Genomic DNA, 14,990 nt, shown 5'->3' with positions numbered 1-14,990 from the left:
GGGGCGGCTAGGCCTCCAGTTCGATGTCCCAGTAAAGCCAGTCACGCCAGGTTTCATGCAGGTAATTGGGCGGGAACTGCTTGCCATATTGTTGCAATTGCCAGCTGGTTGGCCGGATTGGCTTCATATGCACCGGCATACTCGCCTGTTTCGGCGTGCGCCCGCCCTTTTTCATATTGCACGGGGCGCAGGCGGTTATGATGTTTTCCCACGTTGTCTTTCCGCCAAGCCGCCGCGGCATTACATGGTCGAACGTCAAGGTGTCGCCGCTGCCGCAATACTGGCATTCAAACTTGTCGCGCAGGAACACGTTAAAGCGTGTGAAGGCGGGAAATTCGCTTTGCTTCACATATTGCCGCAGCGCGATCACGCTTGGGATTTGCATGTCGAGGCTGGGCGAATGCACCTGCCGGTCATAGCTTTCGACAATATCGACCCGGTCGAGGAAGACTGCCTTGATCGCTGTCTGCCACGGCCACAGGCTGAGCGGGTAATAGGACAGCGGCGTGTAATCCGCATTCAGCACTAGCGCAGGACAGGACGACAGGTTGCGTGTCGGGTCCTCCTGAGCACTGCGAAATTTCGCTGCCGTTTCGATCAGTTCACGTTTGAACACGTCGCGCGTTCCTCCCTGATTGATGCGAACATGCCGTGCCACAGAAAAGAGTCAAAGCTGCGACAACACCCATATCCACAGTGGTGATACGGTAAGGCGCTGCAATGAACGGGGTATTGCGGGCAGTGCGGTGGGTGAAACCGGGGCAGGGATGGCGCGGCACTTGCGCGTGTGCCATGCGGTGATGCATGACTTCGCCGCCTTCGATCGTGACGCGTTTTGCACCCAGCCCCAACGGTCACCTGCACCTTGGCCACGCATTTTCGGCGATTTACGCGCATGACATGGCCAAACGCGCAGACGGCGAATTCCTGCTGCGGATAGAGGATATCGATGGCCCGCGCTCGCGCCCGGAATTTGCTGACGAATTTCGCCGCGATCTCGAATGGCTCGGACTGGAATGGCGCGATGTTGCCCCGCAATCGCAGCGGCTGGACAGTTACGAGGCGATGGCGGGCCAGCTCGTCGATATGGGCATGGTCTATCCCTGCACCTGCACGCGCGCGGAAATCGCCGGATTGAAAGACAGGCGCGGCGCAGATGGGCTGGTCTATGCAGGTTCCTGCCGCGGATTGCCGCTGGACCCGGACAGGCCCGCCGCCCTGCGGCTCGACATTGACAGGGCGATGGAGACGCTTGGCGAGTTGATCTGGACCGACGAAGAGGCAGGTTCAGTCATCGCCGATCCGCGCGAACTGGGCGATGTCGTGCTGGTGCGCAAAGATTTGCCCGCAAGCTATCACCTCGCCGCGACGATTGACGATGCAGCCGACGGGATCACTACGGTAACGCGCGGCACCGACCTGTTTTCATCGACCCATGTGCACCGGATTTTGCAGGAGCTGCTGGAGCTGCCCGTGCCGCATTGGCACCACCATCCGGTCCTGCTCGATGATGACGGTCAAAAACTTGCAAAACGGCGCGGATCGCCTTCGTTGAAAGATCGCCGGGAAAGCGGCGAGGACGGTCTGTCGCTTGCAGAGCAATTGCGGATGCAACATATGCAGTCTGGAACTTAGCGAGAGGCGCACCATTTTAGTATTATGACATATATTCTCGTCGCCGCCCTCGTGATCCTGTGCATCATGGTCATAGTCTCCCTTGTTCGCGGCGTGATCGCGTTCTTGCAAACGACCAAGATCGACCTTGAAACGGGCGAGGGTGAAACCGCGACGGACATGCAGCTGCTCCAGAACAAGGCGATGTTTGCGCGGATCAAGTATCAGGCGCTGGCAATCGCCGTGGTCGCCATCATTCTGGCTGTGTCGCGCTAGACATCTCCCGCTGGACTGGACGCGGTTTGCCGCGCTAGGGCGCCGGAATGGTCAAACTCAACAAGATTTACACCCGCACCGGCGACGACGGCACCACCGGCCTCGTCGATGGATCGCGCTGCCCCAAACATTCCGCGCGCATCGCCGCGATTGGCACCGTGGATGAGGCGAACAGCTCCATCGGCCATGCGATCGCTGCAATCACGGATGAAACGCACCGCGCGGCATTGACGCGGGTGCAAAACGATCTGTTCGATCTGGGCGCCGATCTGGCGACCCCGGCGGAAGATGGCGATTTCGCTCCATCGGAAATGGTGCTGCGGGTCGTCCTGTCGCAGGCGGAATGGATTGAGCAGCAGATCGACGCGCTTAACGAAAACCTAGAGCCGCTGACCAGTTTCGTCCTTCCCGGCGGAAGCGAGGCCGCAGCCCGCGTGCACGTTGCCCGCGCGGTCACCCGCAATGCGGAGCGCGCCGTGACAGCCATGGCGACCGAAACGCCCGTAAACCCGGCGGCAAGCGCATATATCAATCGCCTGTCAGACCTGTTGTTCGTGCTGGCCCGCGTCCTCAATGATAACGGCGCATCCGACGTCAAATGGGTCCCCGGCGCAAATCGCTGAGGGTTTTTCTGGTCAAGCGGCCGGGCTGGGTCTAACAGGCGCGCAAAGGCATAATGCTGCACTTGCGAAGGGAATAGGGCCATGCGGACAATCGGTGTAATCGGAGCCGGACAGATGGGCACTGGCATCGCCCAGACCATTGCACAGCATGGGATGCAGGTGTTGCTATCCGACGTCGATCTCGCTCGCGCTGAGGCGGGCAAGACCTCCGTTGAAAAAGCAGTGACCAAGCTGGTCGGGCGCGGCAAGATCGAAGCGGACGACGCCGATGCTCTCCTCGCCAAAATCACGCCGGTGGCGGATTATGCCCCGATGGCCGATGCCGAGATCATTATCGAGGCCGCGACGGAAAAAGAGCAGATCAAACAGGCAATTTTCGATGCGGCTGGCAAAGTGTTGTCGTCCTCTGCCATCATGGCGTCAAACACCAGTTCGATCCCGATCACGCGCATGGCCAACCATTCGCCCGATCCCGAACGGTTTATTGGACTGCACTTTTTTAACCCGGTCCCGGTGATGGGGCTGATCGAAGTCATTCCCGGCCTCGCCACATCGAAAGAGACGACGGATCACGTGACCGCCTTTGCCGAAGGGCTCGGCAAACAGGTCGTGCTCAGTCAGGATGAACCGGGCTTTGTCGTCAACCGCATCCTGCTGCCGATGATTAACGAGGCGGTGTTCGTGCTGGGCCAATCCACCGCCGGGATCGAGGATATCGACAAGGGTTGCCGCCTAGGCCTGAACCATCCGATGGGACCGCTGCAATTGGCTGATTTCGTTGGTCTCGATACCTGTCTTGATATTATCAACGTCCTTTACCGGACCACCCGCGACACCAAATACCGGCCCGCTCCGCTGCTGGTTAAATATGTCGAAGCGGGCTGGCTGGGGCGCAAAACCGGCCGGGGATTCTACGATTACAGCGGCGAAGCGCCCGTTCCCACCCGGTAATTCTCGGAACAACACCCCGCGCGCCGGTGTTGGTCAGGCAAAGGAGATTTTTGCATGACCGATAAAAACATCCCTGTGAAAAGTCAGGAAGAACGCCAGTCCGAACTCGCGCCTGAGACGCATAATGACGAGCAGGACGATCACCGCAGTCAGGCCCAAGAGGTCGCGGCGCAGGCAAAAGGTAAGGACGGCATCAGCAGTCCGACCGAAGGGCTCAAAGTCGCATCGCCCGGCGTTGACGGTGTAGCCGGTTCGGAAACCGACATGATCGACCAGATGCAGGACATGGAAGACAGCGGACGCATCGATAACGGCGCGTTTGCCGGTGAGCCAAATCATGACGACAACACCGCGAAATACGGCGGTAAAAAAACCAAATAATTTCGTAATTTGACGGGGTGCGGCAGCAATGGCTGTCCGCCCCGTTTGTGCTGGATGGCACTGGCAATATGCGCCGGTAATTAATCGTCCGGCGAAGCCCCCCAGCCGCCATCATCTTGCTCTTTCAGTTTTTCCTGTTCGCTGAGAAGCGTCTGAAAATTGGGATCGGGATTGTATCCGCGTATGACGTCAGTGGGCGCCGGGTCAAAACCGCTTAGATCGTCAATCAACTCTTCGTCAGGTACGAATTCAACCGGCTCATCGCTATCCTGCGTATCAGAGATCCCGCCGATCCTGTCGCGTCGTTGCGATGCCCCAAATCCGCGTTCCGCTGCCTGATCAGCGCCGCTTTCCTCGCCGCCAAGCGTATCGACTGTCTGTTGCAGGCTGCCGGGGTCATCCTCGGTGCCGACGAACAGAACGACGCTGCCCAGCGTAATCCCGACATAGGCAAGGGCAGCCTTGGGGTTCTTGAAAAGAGTGGCAAACATCGACGCGCGTATAGCCCGCGATCCGTTAACTTTCAGTAGCGGTGATCCCGCGTTTCAGATCATAGAGCAGATCCAGCGCCTCTCTGGGTGACATGGCATCGAGATCGGTTTCGCCCAGCCGCTGCGCCAAATCCTGCTCCGGCGTGTTCGCCGCTTCCTCCAGTTTCGCAGCCGCAGCGAAGAGCGGCAATTCCCCCAGACCAGCAGCGATGCCGCCCGTTTGTGTGCGCGCTTCTTCCAGCTTGGCGAGGACTTGCGAGGCGCGGGCGACTACCTGATCCGGCACGCCCGCCAGTTTCGCCACTGCGAGACCGTATGAACGGTCGGCTGGTCCCTCTGCCAATTCATGCAGCAGGACCAGATCGCCTTTCCATTCGCGGGCGCGCACATGGTGCAGCGACAACGCCTCGCAGCTGTCGGCAAGGCGGGCGAGTTCATGGTAATGCGTCGCGAACAGGCACCGGCAGGCAATCTGCGAATGCACCGCCTCCACCACCGCCCATGCCAGCGCGAGGCCATCATAGGTTGACGTGCCGCGCCCCACCTCGTCCAGAATGACAAAGCTGCGCGGCGTCGCCTGCGACAGGATGGCGGCGGTTTCGACCATCTCCACCATGAAAGTTGACCGGCCCCGTGCAAGGTTGTCCGACGCGCCGACGCGGCTGAACAGCCGGTCAACCAGCCCGATACGCGCCGCCTCTGCGGGCACAAAGCAGCCCGCCTGCGCCATCAGCACTATCAGTGCGTTTTGCCGCAGGAACGTCGATTTACCGCCCATGTTCGGCCCGCCGATCAGCCACAACCTGTCGCCTGTATAGAGGGCGCAATGGTTGGCCACGAACCGGTCACCCGATTTCGCCAGCGCAGCCTCGACCACCGGATGCCGCCCGCCTGTAATCGTCAGGCCTGCGTCGTCTGTGACCTCGGGCATGGCCCAGTCGCCCTCGGCTGCGCGTTCGGCATTCCCGGCGGCGACATCAATACGCGCAATGGCTGCGGCGGTGCGGGCGATAGCCTCTCTTGCGGCGATGATTTCTTCGGTCAGCTCTTCAAAGTGCGCCTCTTCGGCGGCGAGCGCGCGTCCGCCTGCCTCCGATATGCGCGAAGCCTCTTCGTGCAGACCAAGCGAATTGAAACGGACCGCGCCCTTCATCGTCTGGCGGTGCGTGAAGCCGCTATCGACCTGCATCAGCGCATCGCCGTGGCGGCTGGGCACCTCGATGAAATAACCGAGCACGCCGTTATGCTTGATCTTGAGCGAAGAGATGCCGGTTTCATCGCGGTAACGCGCCTCCATCGCGGCGATGGCGCGCCTTGCATTCCCTGATGTTTCGCGCAGCTCGTCAAGGCTCGCATCGTACCCATCGGCGATATACCCGCCATTGGATCGCTCAGTCGGCGGGGAGGCGACCAGCGCGCGGGCCAGATGGTCAATCAGTGCGCCGTGACCGATCAGCGCCGGAAGCAGCGCGTCCAGCAGGGCGGGGCGGTCGCCTTCGCTGTTTAGCCGCTGTTGAATGCGCAGCGCCTCTGATAATCCGTCCCTGATCTGGCCCAGATCCCTCGGACTGCCGCGATCCGCCACGATCCGCCCCAATGCGCGGCCGATGTCGGGCATGGCGCGCAGGGTGTCGCGAAGATCAGCGCGCTCGATCGGGCGGGTTTGCCAGAACTGCACCAGCGAAAGCCGCTGCCCGATTTCGGCAGGGTCCAGCAACGGCGCCGACAAATCTTCAGCCAGCAGCCGCGATCCTGCGCCGGTTGAACAGCGGTCCAGCGTGCCGATCAGGCTTCCCGCGCGCCCTCCCTGCTGCGTTTCTAGTATTTCGAGGCTGGCGCGTGTCGCTTCGTCCATCGCCATGCCCGATGCACTCGCCCGGACGACAGGGGGCAGCAGCAGCGGCAGCGATCCGCGCCCGACATAGTCGAGATAACCGATCAGCCCGCCCGCAGCGGCCAGCATGGCGCGGGAAAAATGACCAAACCCGTCAAGGGTGGCAACGCCGTGCACCGCTTTAAGTCGGTCCGCGCCGCTATCGCTCGAAAAATCGGCGCGGGCATGGAAAGTGGGGCTGTCCAGATCGTGCGGCCAGTCTTCGGCGACCACGGTTTCGGTCGCGCCGATCCGGGCAAGCTCGGCCCGCAGCATGGCCGGTTCGCATTCTTCGAGGATCATCGTCCCGGTAGAGATATCGCAGCTGGCCAGCCCGATTGTCCCGCGCACCTCTGCCAAGGCCACCAGCAGGTTCGCCTTGCGCGGATTGAGCAGCGCCTCTTCGGTGAGTGTACCTGATGTGACGAAACGCACGATGTCGCGCTGGACCAGCACTTTTGACGATGGTTTGCCTTCGCGTTTGGCGCGGGCCTTTGCCTCATCCGGGGTTTCGACCTGCTCGGCAATCGCGACACGCTGACCCGATTTGATCAGGCGGGCGAGGTATCCTTCTGCCGAATGCACCGGCACGCCGCACATCGGCACCGGTTCGCCCGCATGTTCGCCGCGCGTAGTAAGCGCAATGTCGAGCACGCTGGCCGCAGTGCGGGCGTCGTCAAAAAACAGCTCGAAAAAATCGCCCATCCGGTAGAACAGCAGCGATCCTTCGGCCTGCGCTTTTAGCGCGAGATATTGCTGCATCATCGGGGTTGCGGTTCCGGCCATGAAACCGGCCTAAACCCCCGCCCGATGATTCGGAACGCCCTGGCGGAGGGTTTCCCCTATCGTTTGCGATTGCGTGACGCTAAACGGCCCTCAAAGCGACACCGGGCGTTCGCAATCAAGCGATTGACCAGGGCAGAGAAAGGTACCCGAATGGCGGATGAGCGGAAAAGCGGTTTCACAACCCGCGAGGCACTGTTTTACCATGAGACGATCCGTCCGGGTAAGCTGGAGGTCGTCGCGACGAAACCGATGACCTCGCAGCGCGATCTCAGCCTTGCCTATTCGCCGGGCGTTGCTGCCCCGGTCGAAGCGATTGCCGCTGATCCCTCGCTCGCCGCGCGCTACACTGCAAAGGCCAATCTGGTCGCAGTCATTTCCAACGGGTCGGCCATTTTGGGGCTCGGTAATCTTGGCGCGCTTGCATCGAAGCCGGTGATGGAAGGCAAGGCGGTGCTGTTCAAACGATTCGCCGATGTGGATTCGATCGATATCGAACTGGATACAGAAGATCCGCAGGCATTCATCGATGCAGTTGCTTTGATGGAACCGACATTTGGCGGCATCAATCTTGAGGATATCAAGGCGCCGGAATGCTTCATTATCGAAGCGGCCCTGCGCGAACGCATGAAAATTCCGGTCATGCATGATGACCAGCACGGCACGGCGATCATCGCCGCTGCGGGCCTGATCAACGCCTGCCACCTGACCGGGCGCGATCTGAAAGATGTAAAGATGGTGGTGAACGGCGCAGGCGCATCGGCGCTGGCCTGCACCGCACTGATCAAGTCGGTTGGCGTGCCGCACGAAAACGTGATCGTGTGCGACCGGTCCGGTCCGATCTATCCGGGCCGCGACAATGTCGATCAATGGAAAAGCGCGCATGCGGTCGAAACAGAGGCGCGGGATCTGGAGCAGGCGCTCGACGGCGCTGACATTTTCCTCGGCCTGTCGGCGGCGGGCGCGCTGAAACCGGAATGGGTGAAGAAAATGGCGGACAAGCCGATCATTTTCGCGATGGCCAACCCGACTCCCGAAATCATGCCTGACGAGGCGAAAGCCGTGCGTCCCGATGCGATCATCGCCACCGGCCGCAGCGATTTTCCGAACCAGGTCAACAATGTGCTGGGCTTCCCGTTCATCTTTCGCGGCGCGCTCGACGTGCAGGCGACCACAATCAATGAAGAGATGAAAGTCGCCGCTGCGGATGCCATCGCGCGGCTCGCCCGCGAACGCGTGCCGGAAGAGGTCGCCAGCGCTTACGGCAAGAACCAGAAATTCGGCACCGATTACATCATCCCTGCACCCTTCGATCCGCGTCTGATCGAGGTTGTCTCCTCTGCCGTTGCCAAGGCGGCGATGGATTCCGGCGTGGCCCAGACGCAGATCGCGGACTTCGACGCCTATCGCACGCAGCTGCGTTCACGTTTGAATCCGACAACTTCGGTGCTGACCGGCGTATATGAAGAGGCAAAGTCCAACCCGAAACGGATGGTATTTGCCGAGGCGGAAGAAGAAGTGGTGCTGCGCGCAGCGATCCAGTTCCGCGATTTTGGCTATGGCACGCCGATCCTCGTCGGCCGGACCAAGGCTGTGCTCGACAAACTGCACCAGCTATCAGTGTCCGATCCAAGCAGCTTTGAAATCCAGAATTCGGCTGATAGCGAGCATGTGCCCGCGATGGTCGATTACCTGTACAAACGCCTGCAACGACGCGGGTTTACCCAGCGTGATGTGCGCCGCATGGTCAATCAGGAACGCAACGTTTTCGCCGCGCTTCTCGTGGCGCTGGGGCATGGTCACGGAATGATCTCGGGCCTGACGCGAACCTTTGCACAGACAGTGCGCGAGGTGAACCTCGTCCTGGACAAAAAGCCCGGCGCTCTGCCGTTCGGCATCCATATGATGATCGGCAAGAACCACACGACATTCCTGGCCGACACCACGATGAACGAGCGTCCTTCCTCCGAAGAACTGGCGCACATTGCGACGGAAACCGCAGCAGTCGCGCGGCGCATGGGCCACGAACCACGCGTCGCGTTTCTGTCGTACTCGACCTTTGGCAATCCGTCTGGGCAATGGCTTGGCAACATCCGTGAGGCAGTGGCAATCCTGGATAAGGAGCAACCCGGCTTCGAATACGAAGGCGAGATGGCGCCCGATGCCGCGCTCAATCCGAAAGTGATGGAGCTTTATCCTTTCAGCCGCCTGTCGGCTCCTGCCAATGTGCTGATCATGCCGGGCCTGCAATCGGCCAATCTTTCGGCAAAGCTGCTGCGCGAACTGGGCAGCAATGCCACCGTCGGACCGATGTTGCTGGGCATGGAAAAGCCGGTGCAGATCGTGCCGATGACGGCGCTGGTTCCTGATGTTCTGACGCTGGCGGTGCTCGCCAGTGCGGGTGTTGTCGGCTGATCCAGACGCGAAAAAGGCCCGGACGCTGTGCCGGGCCTTTTGCGTTTTGTTATTTGTTAGAAGGTCGCGCGTTCGTTACCCTGCCATCGCTTCCTTGTTGACCTTGCCGGTTGCGATGTCGGCCATCTCGCGGTCACCGCCATAGGTGTTGTCAAGACAGGTCTGAAGCTCTGACGCATCGTTTTCAAGGCCGAGACGCTTGGCAAATGCCACTGCGGTTCCGTATCCGGCAATACCATAGTGGGTCATGCGCTGATACTGCGTGATGATTGACGCATCGAGCACGTCCTTGTCATCGATATCGGCATTGATAGCGTGGGCCTTGGCTTCTTTGACGAGGCCTTCCATGCCCTTACAAAACTCACCGGTCGGCTCGGCATCGTGGCCTTCGATCAGGTTCTTGACCTTCACCATTCCCTGCGAAATGCCTTCTACGCCGTTTTTCAGCGCGCGACGGAGGTCTTCGGAGGTTGCTTTTTCATGCAGCATTTTTGTCGCCTCGAGCGATTGCTTGTCGGCGCTGTAAAGGTCCTGCAGCTGGTCGATGTAAAGGTCTTTCAGGGTGGAAATGGTCATTAATTGGATGTCCTTGTTCGTGTTCAAGTTATACCAATTCAATGGTCACGCAGCATTATTGTTCCGAAAAACCCTTTGTTTTTTAGTATGTTGCCTGCTGAATACTGCATCAGCTGCGACGAGCCGAGATTTGAATGAATTTGGTTAGGCCACCAGCTGCTCTATCGGCACGTAATCCAGATCGTATCCGAAATAGCGGGGGCTGAACACGTCCAGTCCGGCTTTGGTTCGCCATAGCGGGTCGCACCGGAAGCCCAGCACCGCGACACGCTGACCGCGCTCGAAATCGGGGTTGATGACGCCGTCTGCCGTTTCGACATCGATGATGCTGATAAGGTCGGGGCATGTCGCGATGACAGCGCCGTCGCGGCGCGCAACCAGATGTTCGTTCTTCACATCGGTGACGAAACTTTGCCCTGCAAAAGCGCCCGACCCCGCGAGTTTGACCGTGCCGACCAGAAATCCATCCTCGTCCGCCCAAGTGAAATCGCTGACAGTGCCGGTGAACAGCAGATAGCCGTCGGCGGCGAGGCGCGCGGCCTCTATCGGGTCGCTGCCGGCTGCTTTGGCATCGCGCACGGCCTTGCCGATAGACCGCGCTAGGGTGAGGCTGTCAGTAACCAGCGTGCCGCTTTGTTTGGCCTGCGCACCGGTGATCGGGCTGTCGGTGACGCCGCATTCCCGGCTGACTACGGCGATGCTGCGCAAGATGTCCTCGGCGCGCGTCGGATCGCCCAATTGCTCCACGATAATCGTATCGCCGAACGGTGTCGCAGCGCCAATCGGCGTCAGGGGAATGCCTGCAACCTTGACCGAGTGCTGGTTGATTTCCGGCACGGCGCGCCCGACCGTATCCGCATCCAGCGCCGGGACGCCCAATCGTGCGGCGGTGGACAGCCCCTCTGCCAGGCTGAGCGGGCCAATCTCGCCCATGATGACGCCTGCAAATTTTTGATCGAGATGCTCCTCCAGCGCCTCGAATGCGGCTTGAACCGGAAGATCGACGGGGTTTTCGATGGCGTCGAGCCGTTCCTGCATGGCGCTGCTGGTGTCAGCGAGACTGGCGAGGCCATAGGGGCAGGCCACACGGTCCGTATCTGACAGGGCATCGACGCTGATCATGGAAAACGTCAATCCAGCAGCCAGATCACTGGCGATAAGCTCGCGCGCCTCCGCCAAACTGCCGCCGCCGCCAGTGCCGAGATATGAACTGCCGACCAGCGCATCTTCGAGCGCGTCTGCATCCAGCAGCTCGGCCCCGGCGCTAATGCCGCCTACTGTCGCTCCTTTGGCGGGTAATTCGCGGCACGCTGCCAAAGTGCCCGCTGCGACTGCCAAGCCGCCCAAAAACTGCCGCCGTGATGCCATTATTTCCGCCCTTCAGGTTCCAGGAACACAGACTGGCGTGATCGCGGCTATCTTGCAATGATCAGAGCCGCCGGAAGCGGAAATACCAAACCTTAGTGGTCATACTATCATAATAGACTGATATACAATCACAAATCGGCATTTTTTGATCCCCATTTTCTCGGCTAGCAATCACCGGGTAATCACCATGCCAAATTAGGCAAGCACGCGCCCCCATGAACGGATTTCTGCGTTTGCGATCATGACACAGGTGCTGCCAACCGGAAGCAGGTGGCGAAACGCTTGCGATCAGCCGCGCTTATCCCTGCTTTTGTGAATAGGTGTTCCCACCGTGTCGCTACGATTCTGCTCATGTCTTCGGCGATTGCGTTCGCGTCATCATGGCTGAGGTCGAAGACCGCGGCACCGGCGAGAGCGTTCTCGATCGTTGCAGCGCGGCCTTCCGGCCCGACGCCGAGGACGAGCCGGCGCTCCAGTCCCAGCTGAGGCTTCGGCACTACATCGTAAAGCGGCGAAAGCCGCCATCCCTCACCATCGAACAGGAAGCCATGATTACGTAGGTGATCATCATCATTGGTGACGAGGATATTGAACAGCATGCGACGAAATAATTCGTGCAGATCCTGGCGTACTTCGGTTCCGAATTGCCGGATCGCTCCTGCGAGATCGGCATAGCTGAAGCTGCTGACCTCGCTCTCATGCGCCCCGAGCATTGTGAGCCCCGAAGCAAAGGGCCTGCGTTCCAGCCAGTTGCCGTGAGGAATCCGATCGAACCGCTCGATCAGATAAATGTCACGATCAAGGACACAGCGGAAGTCGAGTGGCGGCACATCGAGACCACATTCGCTGGCAAGCCGCATTGTCGCCAGTTCGACCCGGCATTCGGGGAAGCTGTCTCCCCGCTTCTGAAATTTCGCGATCCAGGGTTTGTCGCCGATTTTTGTAGCAGCCTTCGGCCGGGCGCCGCCCAGAGATGACCCGGCGGCTAGCAACGCCCTCAAGTTCTCGTCGAGTTCGTCGACATGCTGCGCTCGTTCGGCGGCTTCTGCTAACTCTGCGAGCGTGAACTCTTCGCCCGGAGCAGGGCCGTCCCCCCATGGTGTAATTCTCTCAGGCTGGGCGGACGTCGGCCCAAAGGCGAGCGCACCCACGCGATGTTCGCCCGAGGCCAGAATGAGATCGATTCCGCTCGGCAAGCGATCGCCCATCGCCTTGTACATTAGGTATTGGCCCCAGCCGTCAGGAGCAGCATCCCGAATGCCACCGAACACGGCAAAGCCTTCTTCCGTCCTGAATGTTCGAGAAGTTCCAGCTTCGTGCAACGGCAGAGCTACAGGATCGACCGCAATACGGTCAGCGCGTTCCAGATAACGCCGCCCGTAAGCGAAGGTAGCAAACTGGTTGCGCGGTTCGTCGGTCATCGTGAGAAGGCCTGCCGGAACAGGCCCCTCCTCAAGATGCACGAAGACATAGGTGCGGATGGTCGTCACGGCTTGCTAGAAATCCAGATCATCGTCGCTGACAGCGTGGGTCTTCTGGGGCAGGCGGGACAAATCCTCGCTGATGCCAGCCCGGTCACTGTCTGGGGTTACCAGCTCGGCAAGGCGCTGTGTCATCCCCAGGACATGCAGGGCGCTCGCCAGAACCGCGAGGCCCACGGTAGGATCTCCCGCTTCGAGGCGTTGCAGCGTTTGAACCGAGACGATCATGCGCTCGGCCATTAAACGCTGGGGAAGTTTTCTCCGGCGGCGAGCAAGGGCGATATCCTTACCTAGCCGTGTAATCGCACGTTGGCTCTGGGGCGGTAGTCCGCTAGCAGCTCGAGACGAACGGGGCATGGCCCGATATATGACATATCATGCGAAATTCCGCAAATAGAAATGATATGTCATGTTTTTGTGCTCTTTCGCTTGAAGCAGATTTACCGAAGGAAGATGCTTCACCGCCTCCTGCACGAGGCTTACAATGACCATGACTGAGTGGAGAGGCGCTGGTGAGCGGTCGCTAGGCCGCGGCTTGACCATCGTACTTCAAAAGTCGCTGTGCAGTTGCGCGAATTGTCTCAGCGACTATATCGCAAACGTCACGCATGTCGGCACAAGCCGACAGCTTCGGAAGAATTCCGAGGTCCCGTCCTCCAGTTGGAGGTTAACCGGCGGACCCTGCAGAGGGTTCGCCGAATTTCGTTCGAACGCTCTCGCAGGTCCAACCCGATGGAGCATCGAATGCATTATTCAGACGAGGAAATCGAACGCGCGAAGACATTATTCGCTCGTGAAAATGATCAACCCGGCCATGGCAGAATGCCGGTTGCCGCGATGGCGGGAATGAGCAAGCCCGGCAAAATCAGCCATATCACTCATCGACGGACTTGGCGGGACTACCTTCCGAAGGCACGACGCGATTTGCAAAAGGAAAGATCGGACCGGAATTTTCGATTAGGTAACGTGTCGCATGATCTAAACTGACCAGGTCGTGGGGCAGCGATAAGGATCAATGGCGCTAGTGAGAAGTCACTACGAATAATCGGTAGACCTCGCGGGTGAGCGGCGATGTCGATGTGACGCTCAAATCGACGGGCTCGCAGTGCAGACGTGAATCCCCTCCGACCTGTTCTTACAACACAGAAGGGCTGGAGGGGAGGAGGGCCTTTGTGAGCGAGCCGAAAGGATCGCGATGTGCCATGTCCCACCGATATTCCACCAAGATAAGCTCTTTGGAAGAAGCCGCCCGCCGCATCTGTGAAAACCGGGGCGGCAAATGGTCCGGCACAAAGGGCATGGCCTGCTGCCCTGCGCATGACGACCGTACGCCGTCACTCGGTGTGTCGCTCGGCCAAAAAGCGATCCTTTTCCATTGTTTTGCGGGATGTGATCAGCAGAGCGTGCTGGCTGCTCTGGCGAGTGAAGGTGTCGACGCAACCTCGCTCTTCTCAGGTTCTGCGACTATCAACGGTCCCGAGCCGACCATAACGAGCAAACCCTCGGCGGCAGCGCTGAGGATCTGGCGCGACGCACAGCCACTGCGTGCCAGTCCGGCAAAGGCATATCTTGAGAGCCGCGGCATCCTCGCCGCATCTCCGGCCCTCCGCTTTCATCCCCAAACGCCGCTTGGCCCGAAGGGTCGCACCCGCTTTTTGCCGGCCATGATTGCGGCGGTCAGTCTCGACGAGGGACCGATCGCCATCCATCGCACATTCCTTTCGGGCAACTCCAAGGCCGACTTCGACAAACCGAAGCGCGCGCTCGGCGCGCTCGGCGAAGCTGCTGTCCGCCTCTTCGCTCCGGCCTCCGGCAAGCTCGGCCTTGCCGAGGGGATCGAGAGCGCGATGTCCGCCTATGCTCTTACCGGCATCCCCGCCTGGGCGACCCTGGGCAATGAGCGTTTCGGTCTCGTGAGCGTGCCCGAGAGCGTGACCGAACTCCACCTCTTCGTCGATCACGATGCTGGCGGCGAGCTGGCCGCGTCGCGTGGCCTGGCCGCTTATGCCCGCGAAGGGCGGACGATCCACGTTCGCAAACCATCCTCACGCGACACCGACTGGAACGATGAACTTAAAGCATGGCTGCGCCGCAAAGCGGCGCGGTAGAGGAGAGAGAGCTTCTCGAATTCCTGATCCGGCAGAGGGCGTGTCCCGAT

The 14,990-nt window shown here is 60.0% G+C and carries 15 protein-coding genes; 8 read left to right on the top strand and 7 right to left on the bottom strand.

Annotated elements, in window-relative coordinates; genetic code table 11:
- Window positions 1–7: 7 nt before the first annotated feature.
- Window positions 8–601, bottom strand: coding sequence for an HNH endonuclease (locus tag ACGHU1_RS04890; RefSeq protein ID WP_390584813.1), 594 nt, complete (start codon window positions 599–601; stop codon window positions 8–10).
- Window positions 602–804: 203 nt separating this feature from the next.
- On the opposite strand from ACGHU1_RS04890, the gene gluQRS reads away from it, so the two are divergent.
- From gluQRS to ACGHU1_RS04865, 5 genes are all read left to right on the top strand, one after another.
- The gene (gene gluQRS, locus ACGHU1_RS04885) at window positions 805–1,635 is read left to right on the top strand and encodes a tRNA glutamyl-Q(34) synthetase GluQRS (protein WP_390584018.1); all 831 of its coding nucleotides are present in this window, start codon (window positions 805–807) and stop codon (window positions 1,633–1,635) included.
- 24 nt (window positions 1,636–1,659) lie between these two features.
- Entirely contained in the window at window positions 1,660–1,890 is a 231-nt protein-coding gene (locus ACGHU1_RS04880; RefSeq protein WP_390584015.1) for a hypothetical protein, read from the top strand.
- Between the two features lie 47 nt (window positions 1,891–1,937).
- Entirely contained in the window at window positions 1,938–2,513 is a 576-nt protein-coding gene (locus ACGHU1_RS04875) for a cob(I)yrinic acid a,c-diamide adenosyltransferase (protein WP_390584012.1), read from the top strand.
- Between the two features lie 81 nt (window positions 2,514–2,594).
- Complete coding sequence (locus ACGHU1_RS04870; RefSeq protein ID WP_390584009.1) at window positions 2,595–3,464, top strand: 3-hydroxyacyl-CoA dehydrogenase NAD-binding domain-containing protein; 870 nt, start codon at window positions 2,595–2,597, stop codon at window positions 3,462–3,464.
- 54 nt (window positions 3,465–3,518) lie between these two features.
- The gene (locus ACGHU1_RS04865) at window positions 3,519–3,845 is read left to right on the top strand and encodes a hypothetical protein (RefSeq protein WP_390584006.1); all 327 of its coding nucleotides are present in this window, start codon (window positions 3,519–3,521) and stop codon (window positions 3,843–3,845) included.
- 80 nt (window positions 3,846–3,925) lie between these two features.
- Here ACGHU1_RS04865 and ACGHU1_RS04860 read toward each other — a convergent pair whose 3' ends face one another.
- Both ACGHU1_RS04860 and mutS read right to left on the bottom strand, forming a co-directional pair.
- A complete protein-coding gene (locus ACGHU1_RS04860; protein ID WP_390584003.1) occupies window positions 3,926–4,336 on the bottom strand; it encodes a hypothetical protein in 411 nt (136 codons plus the stop codon).
- A 25-nt stretch (window positions 4,337–4,361) separates the two neighbouring features.
- Window positions 4,362–6,995 (bottom strand): DNA mismatch repair protein MutS, encoded by a 2,634-nt coding sequence (gene mutS / locus ACGHU1_RS04855; RefSeq protein ID WP_390584000.1) that lies wholly within the window; start codon window positions 6,993–6,995, stop codon window positions 4,362–4,364.
- A gap of 150 nt (window positions 6,996–7,145) precedes the next feature.
- Between mutS and ACGHU1_RS04850 the strand changes: the two genes are divergently transcribed.
- On the top strand, window positions 7,146–9,407 hold the full coding sequence (locus tag ACGHU1_RS04850; protein ID WP_390583997.1) for an NADP-dependent malic enzyme: 2,262 nt from the start codon (window positions 7,146–7,148) through the stop codon (window positions 9,405–9,407).
- A gap of 75 nt (window positions 9,408–9,482) precedes the next feature.
- Here ACGHU1_RS04850 and ACGHU1_RS04845 read toward each other — a convergent pair whose 3' ends face one another.
- The 4 genes from ACGHU1_RS04845 to ACGHU1_RS04830 form a co-directional block, all read right to left on the bottom strand.
- The gene (locus ACGHU1_RS04845) at window positions 9,483–9,983 is read right to left on the bottom strand and encodes a ferritin-like domain-containing protein (protein WP_390583994.1); all 501 of its coding nucleotides are present in this window, start codon (window positions 9,981–9,983) and stop codon (window positions 9,483–9,485) included.
- A gap of 144 nt (window positions 9,984–10,127) precedes the next feature.
- Window positions 10,128–11,351 (bottom strand): DUF917 domain-containing protein, encoded by a 1,224-nt coding sequence (locus tag ACGHU1_RS04840; RefSeq protein ID WP_390583992.1) that lies wholly within the window; start codon window positions 11,349–11,351, stop codon window positions 10,128–10,130.
- 239 nt (window positions 11,352–11,590) lie between these two features.
- Window positions 11,591–12,772, bottom strand: coding sequence for a type II toxin-antitoxin system HipA family toxin (locus ACGHU1_RS04835; protein WP_390583989.1), 1,182 nt, complete (start codon window positions 12,770–12,772; stop codon window positions 11,591–11,593).
- 75 nt (window positions 12,773–12,847) lie between these two features.
- Complete coding sequence (locus tag ACGHU1_RS04830; protein WP_008601437.1) at window positions 12,848–13,072, bottom strand: XRE family transcriptional regulator; 225 nt, start codon at window positions 13,070–13,072, stop codon at window positions 12,848–12,850.
- Between the two features lie 504 nt (window positions 13,073–13,576).
- Between ACGHU1_RS04830 and ACGHU1_RS04825 the strand changes: the two genes are divergently transcribed.
- Both ACGHU1_RS04825 and ACGHU1_RS04820 read left to right on the top strand, forming a co-directional pair.
- Entirely contained in the window at window positions 13,577–13,819 is a 243-nt protein-coding gene (locus ACGHU1_RS04825; protein WP_143712226.1) for a hypothetical protein, read from the top strand.
- Between the two features lie 215 nt (window positions 13,820–14,034).
- The gene (locus ACGHU1_RS04820) at window positions 14,035–14,940 is read left to right on the top strand and encodes a toprim domain-containing protein (protein WP_156501945.1); all 906 of its coding nucleotides are present in this window, start codon (window positions 14,035–14,037) and stop codon (window positions 14,938–14,940) included.
- Window positions 14,941–14,990 lie beyond the last annotated feature (50 nt).

It is taken from the genome of Erythrobacter sp. MTPC3 (assembly GCF_042854385.1).
In the GTDB taxonomy this organism is placed as follows: Bacteria; Pseudomonadota; Alphaproteobacteria; order Sphingomonadales; family Sphingomonadaceae; genus Erythrobacter.
Note: the sequence above shows the minus strand (reverse complement) of the source record. Positions and strands in the feature narration are given on the sequence as shown.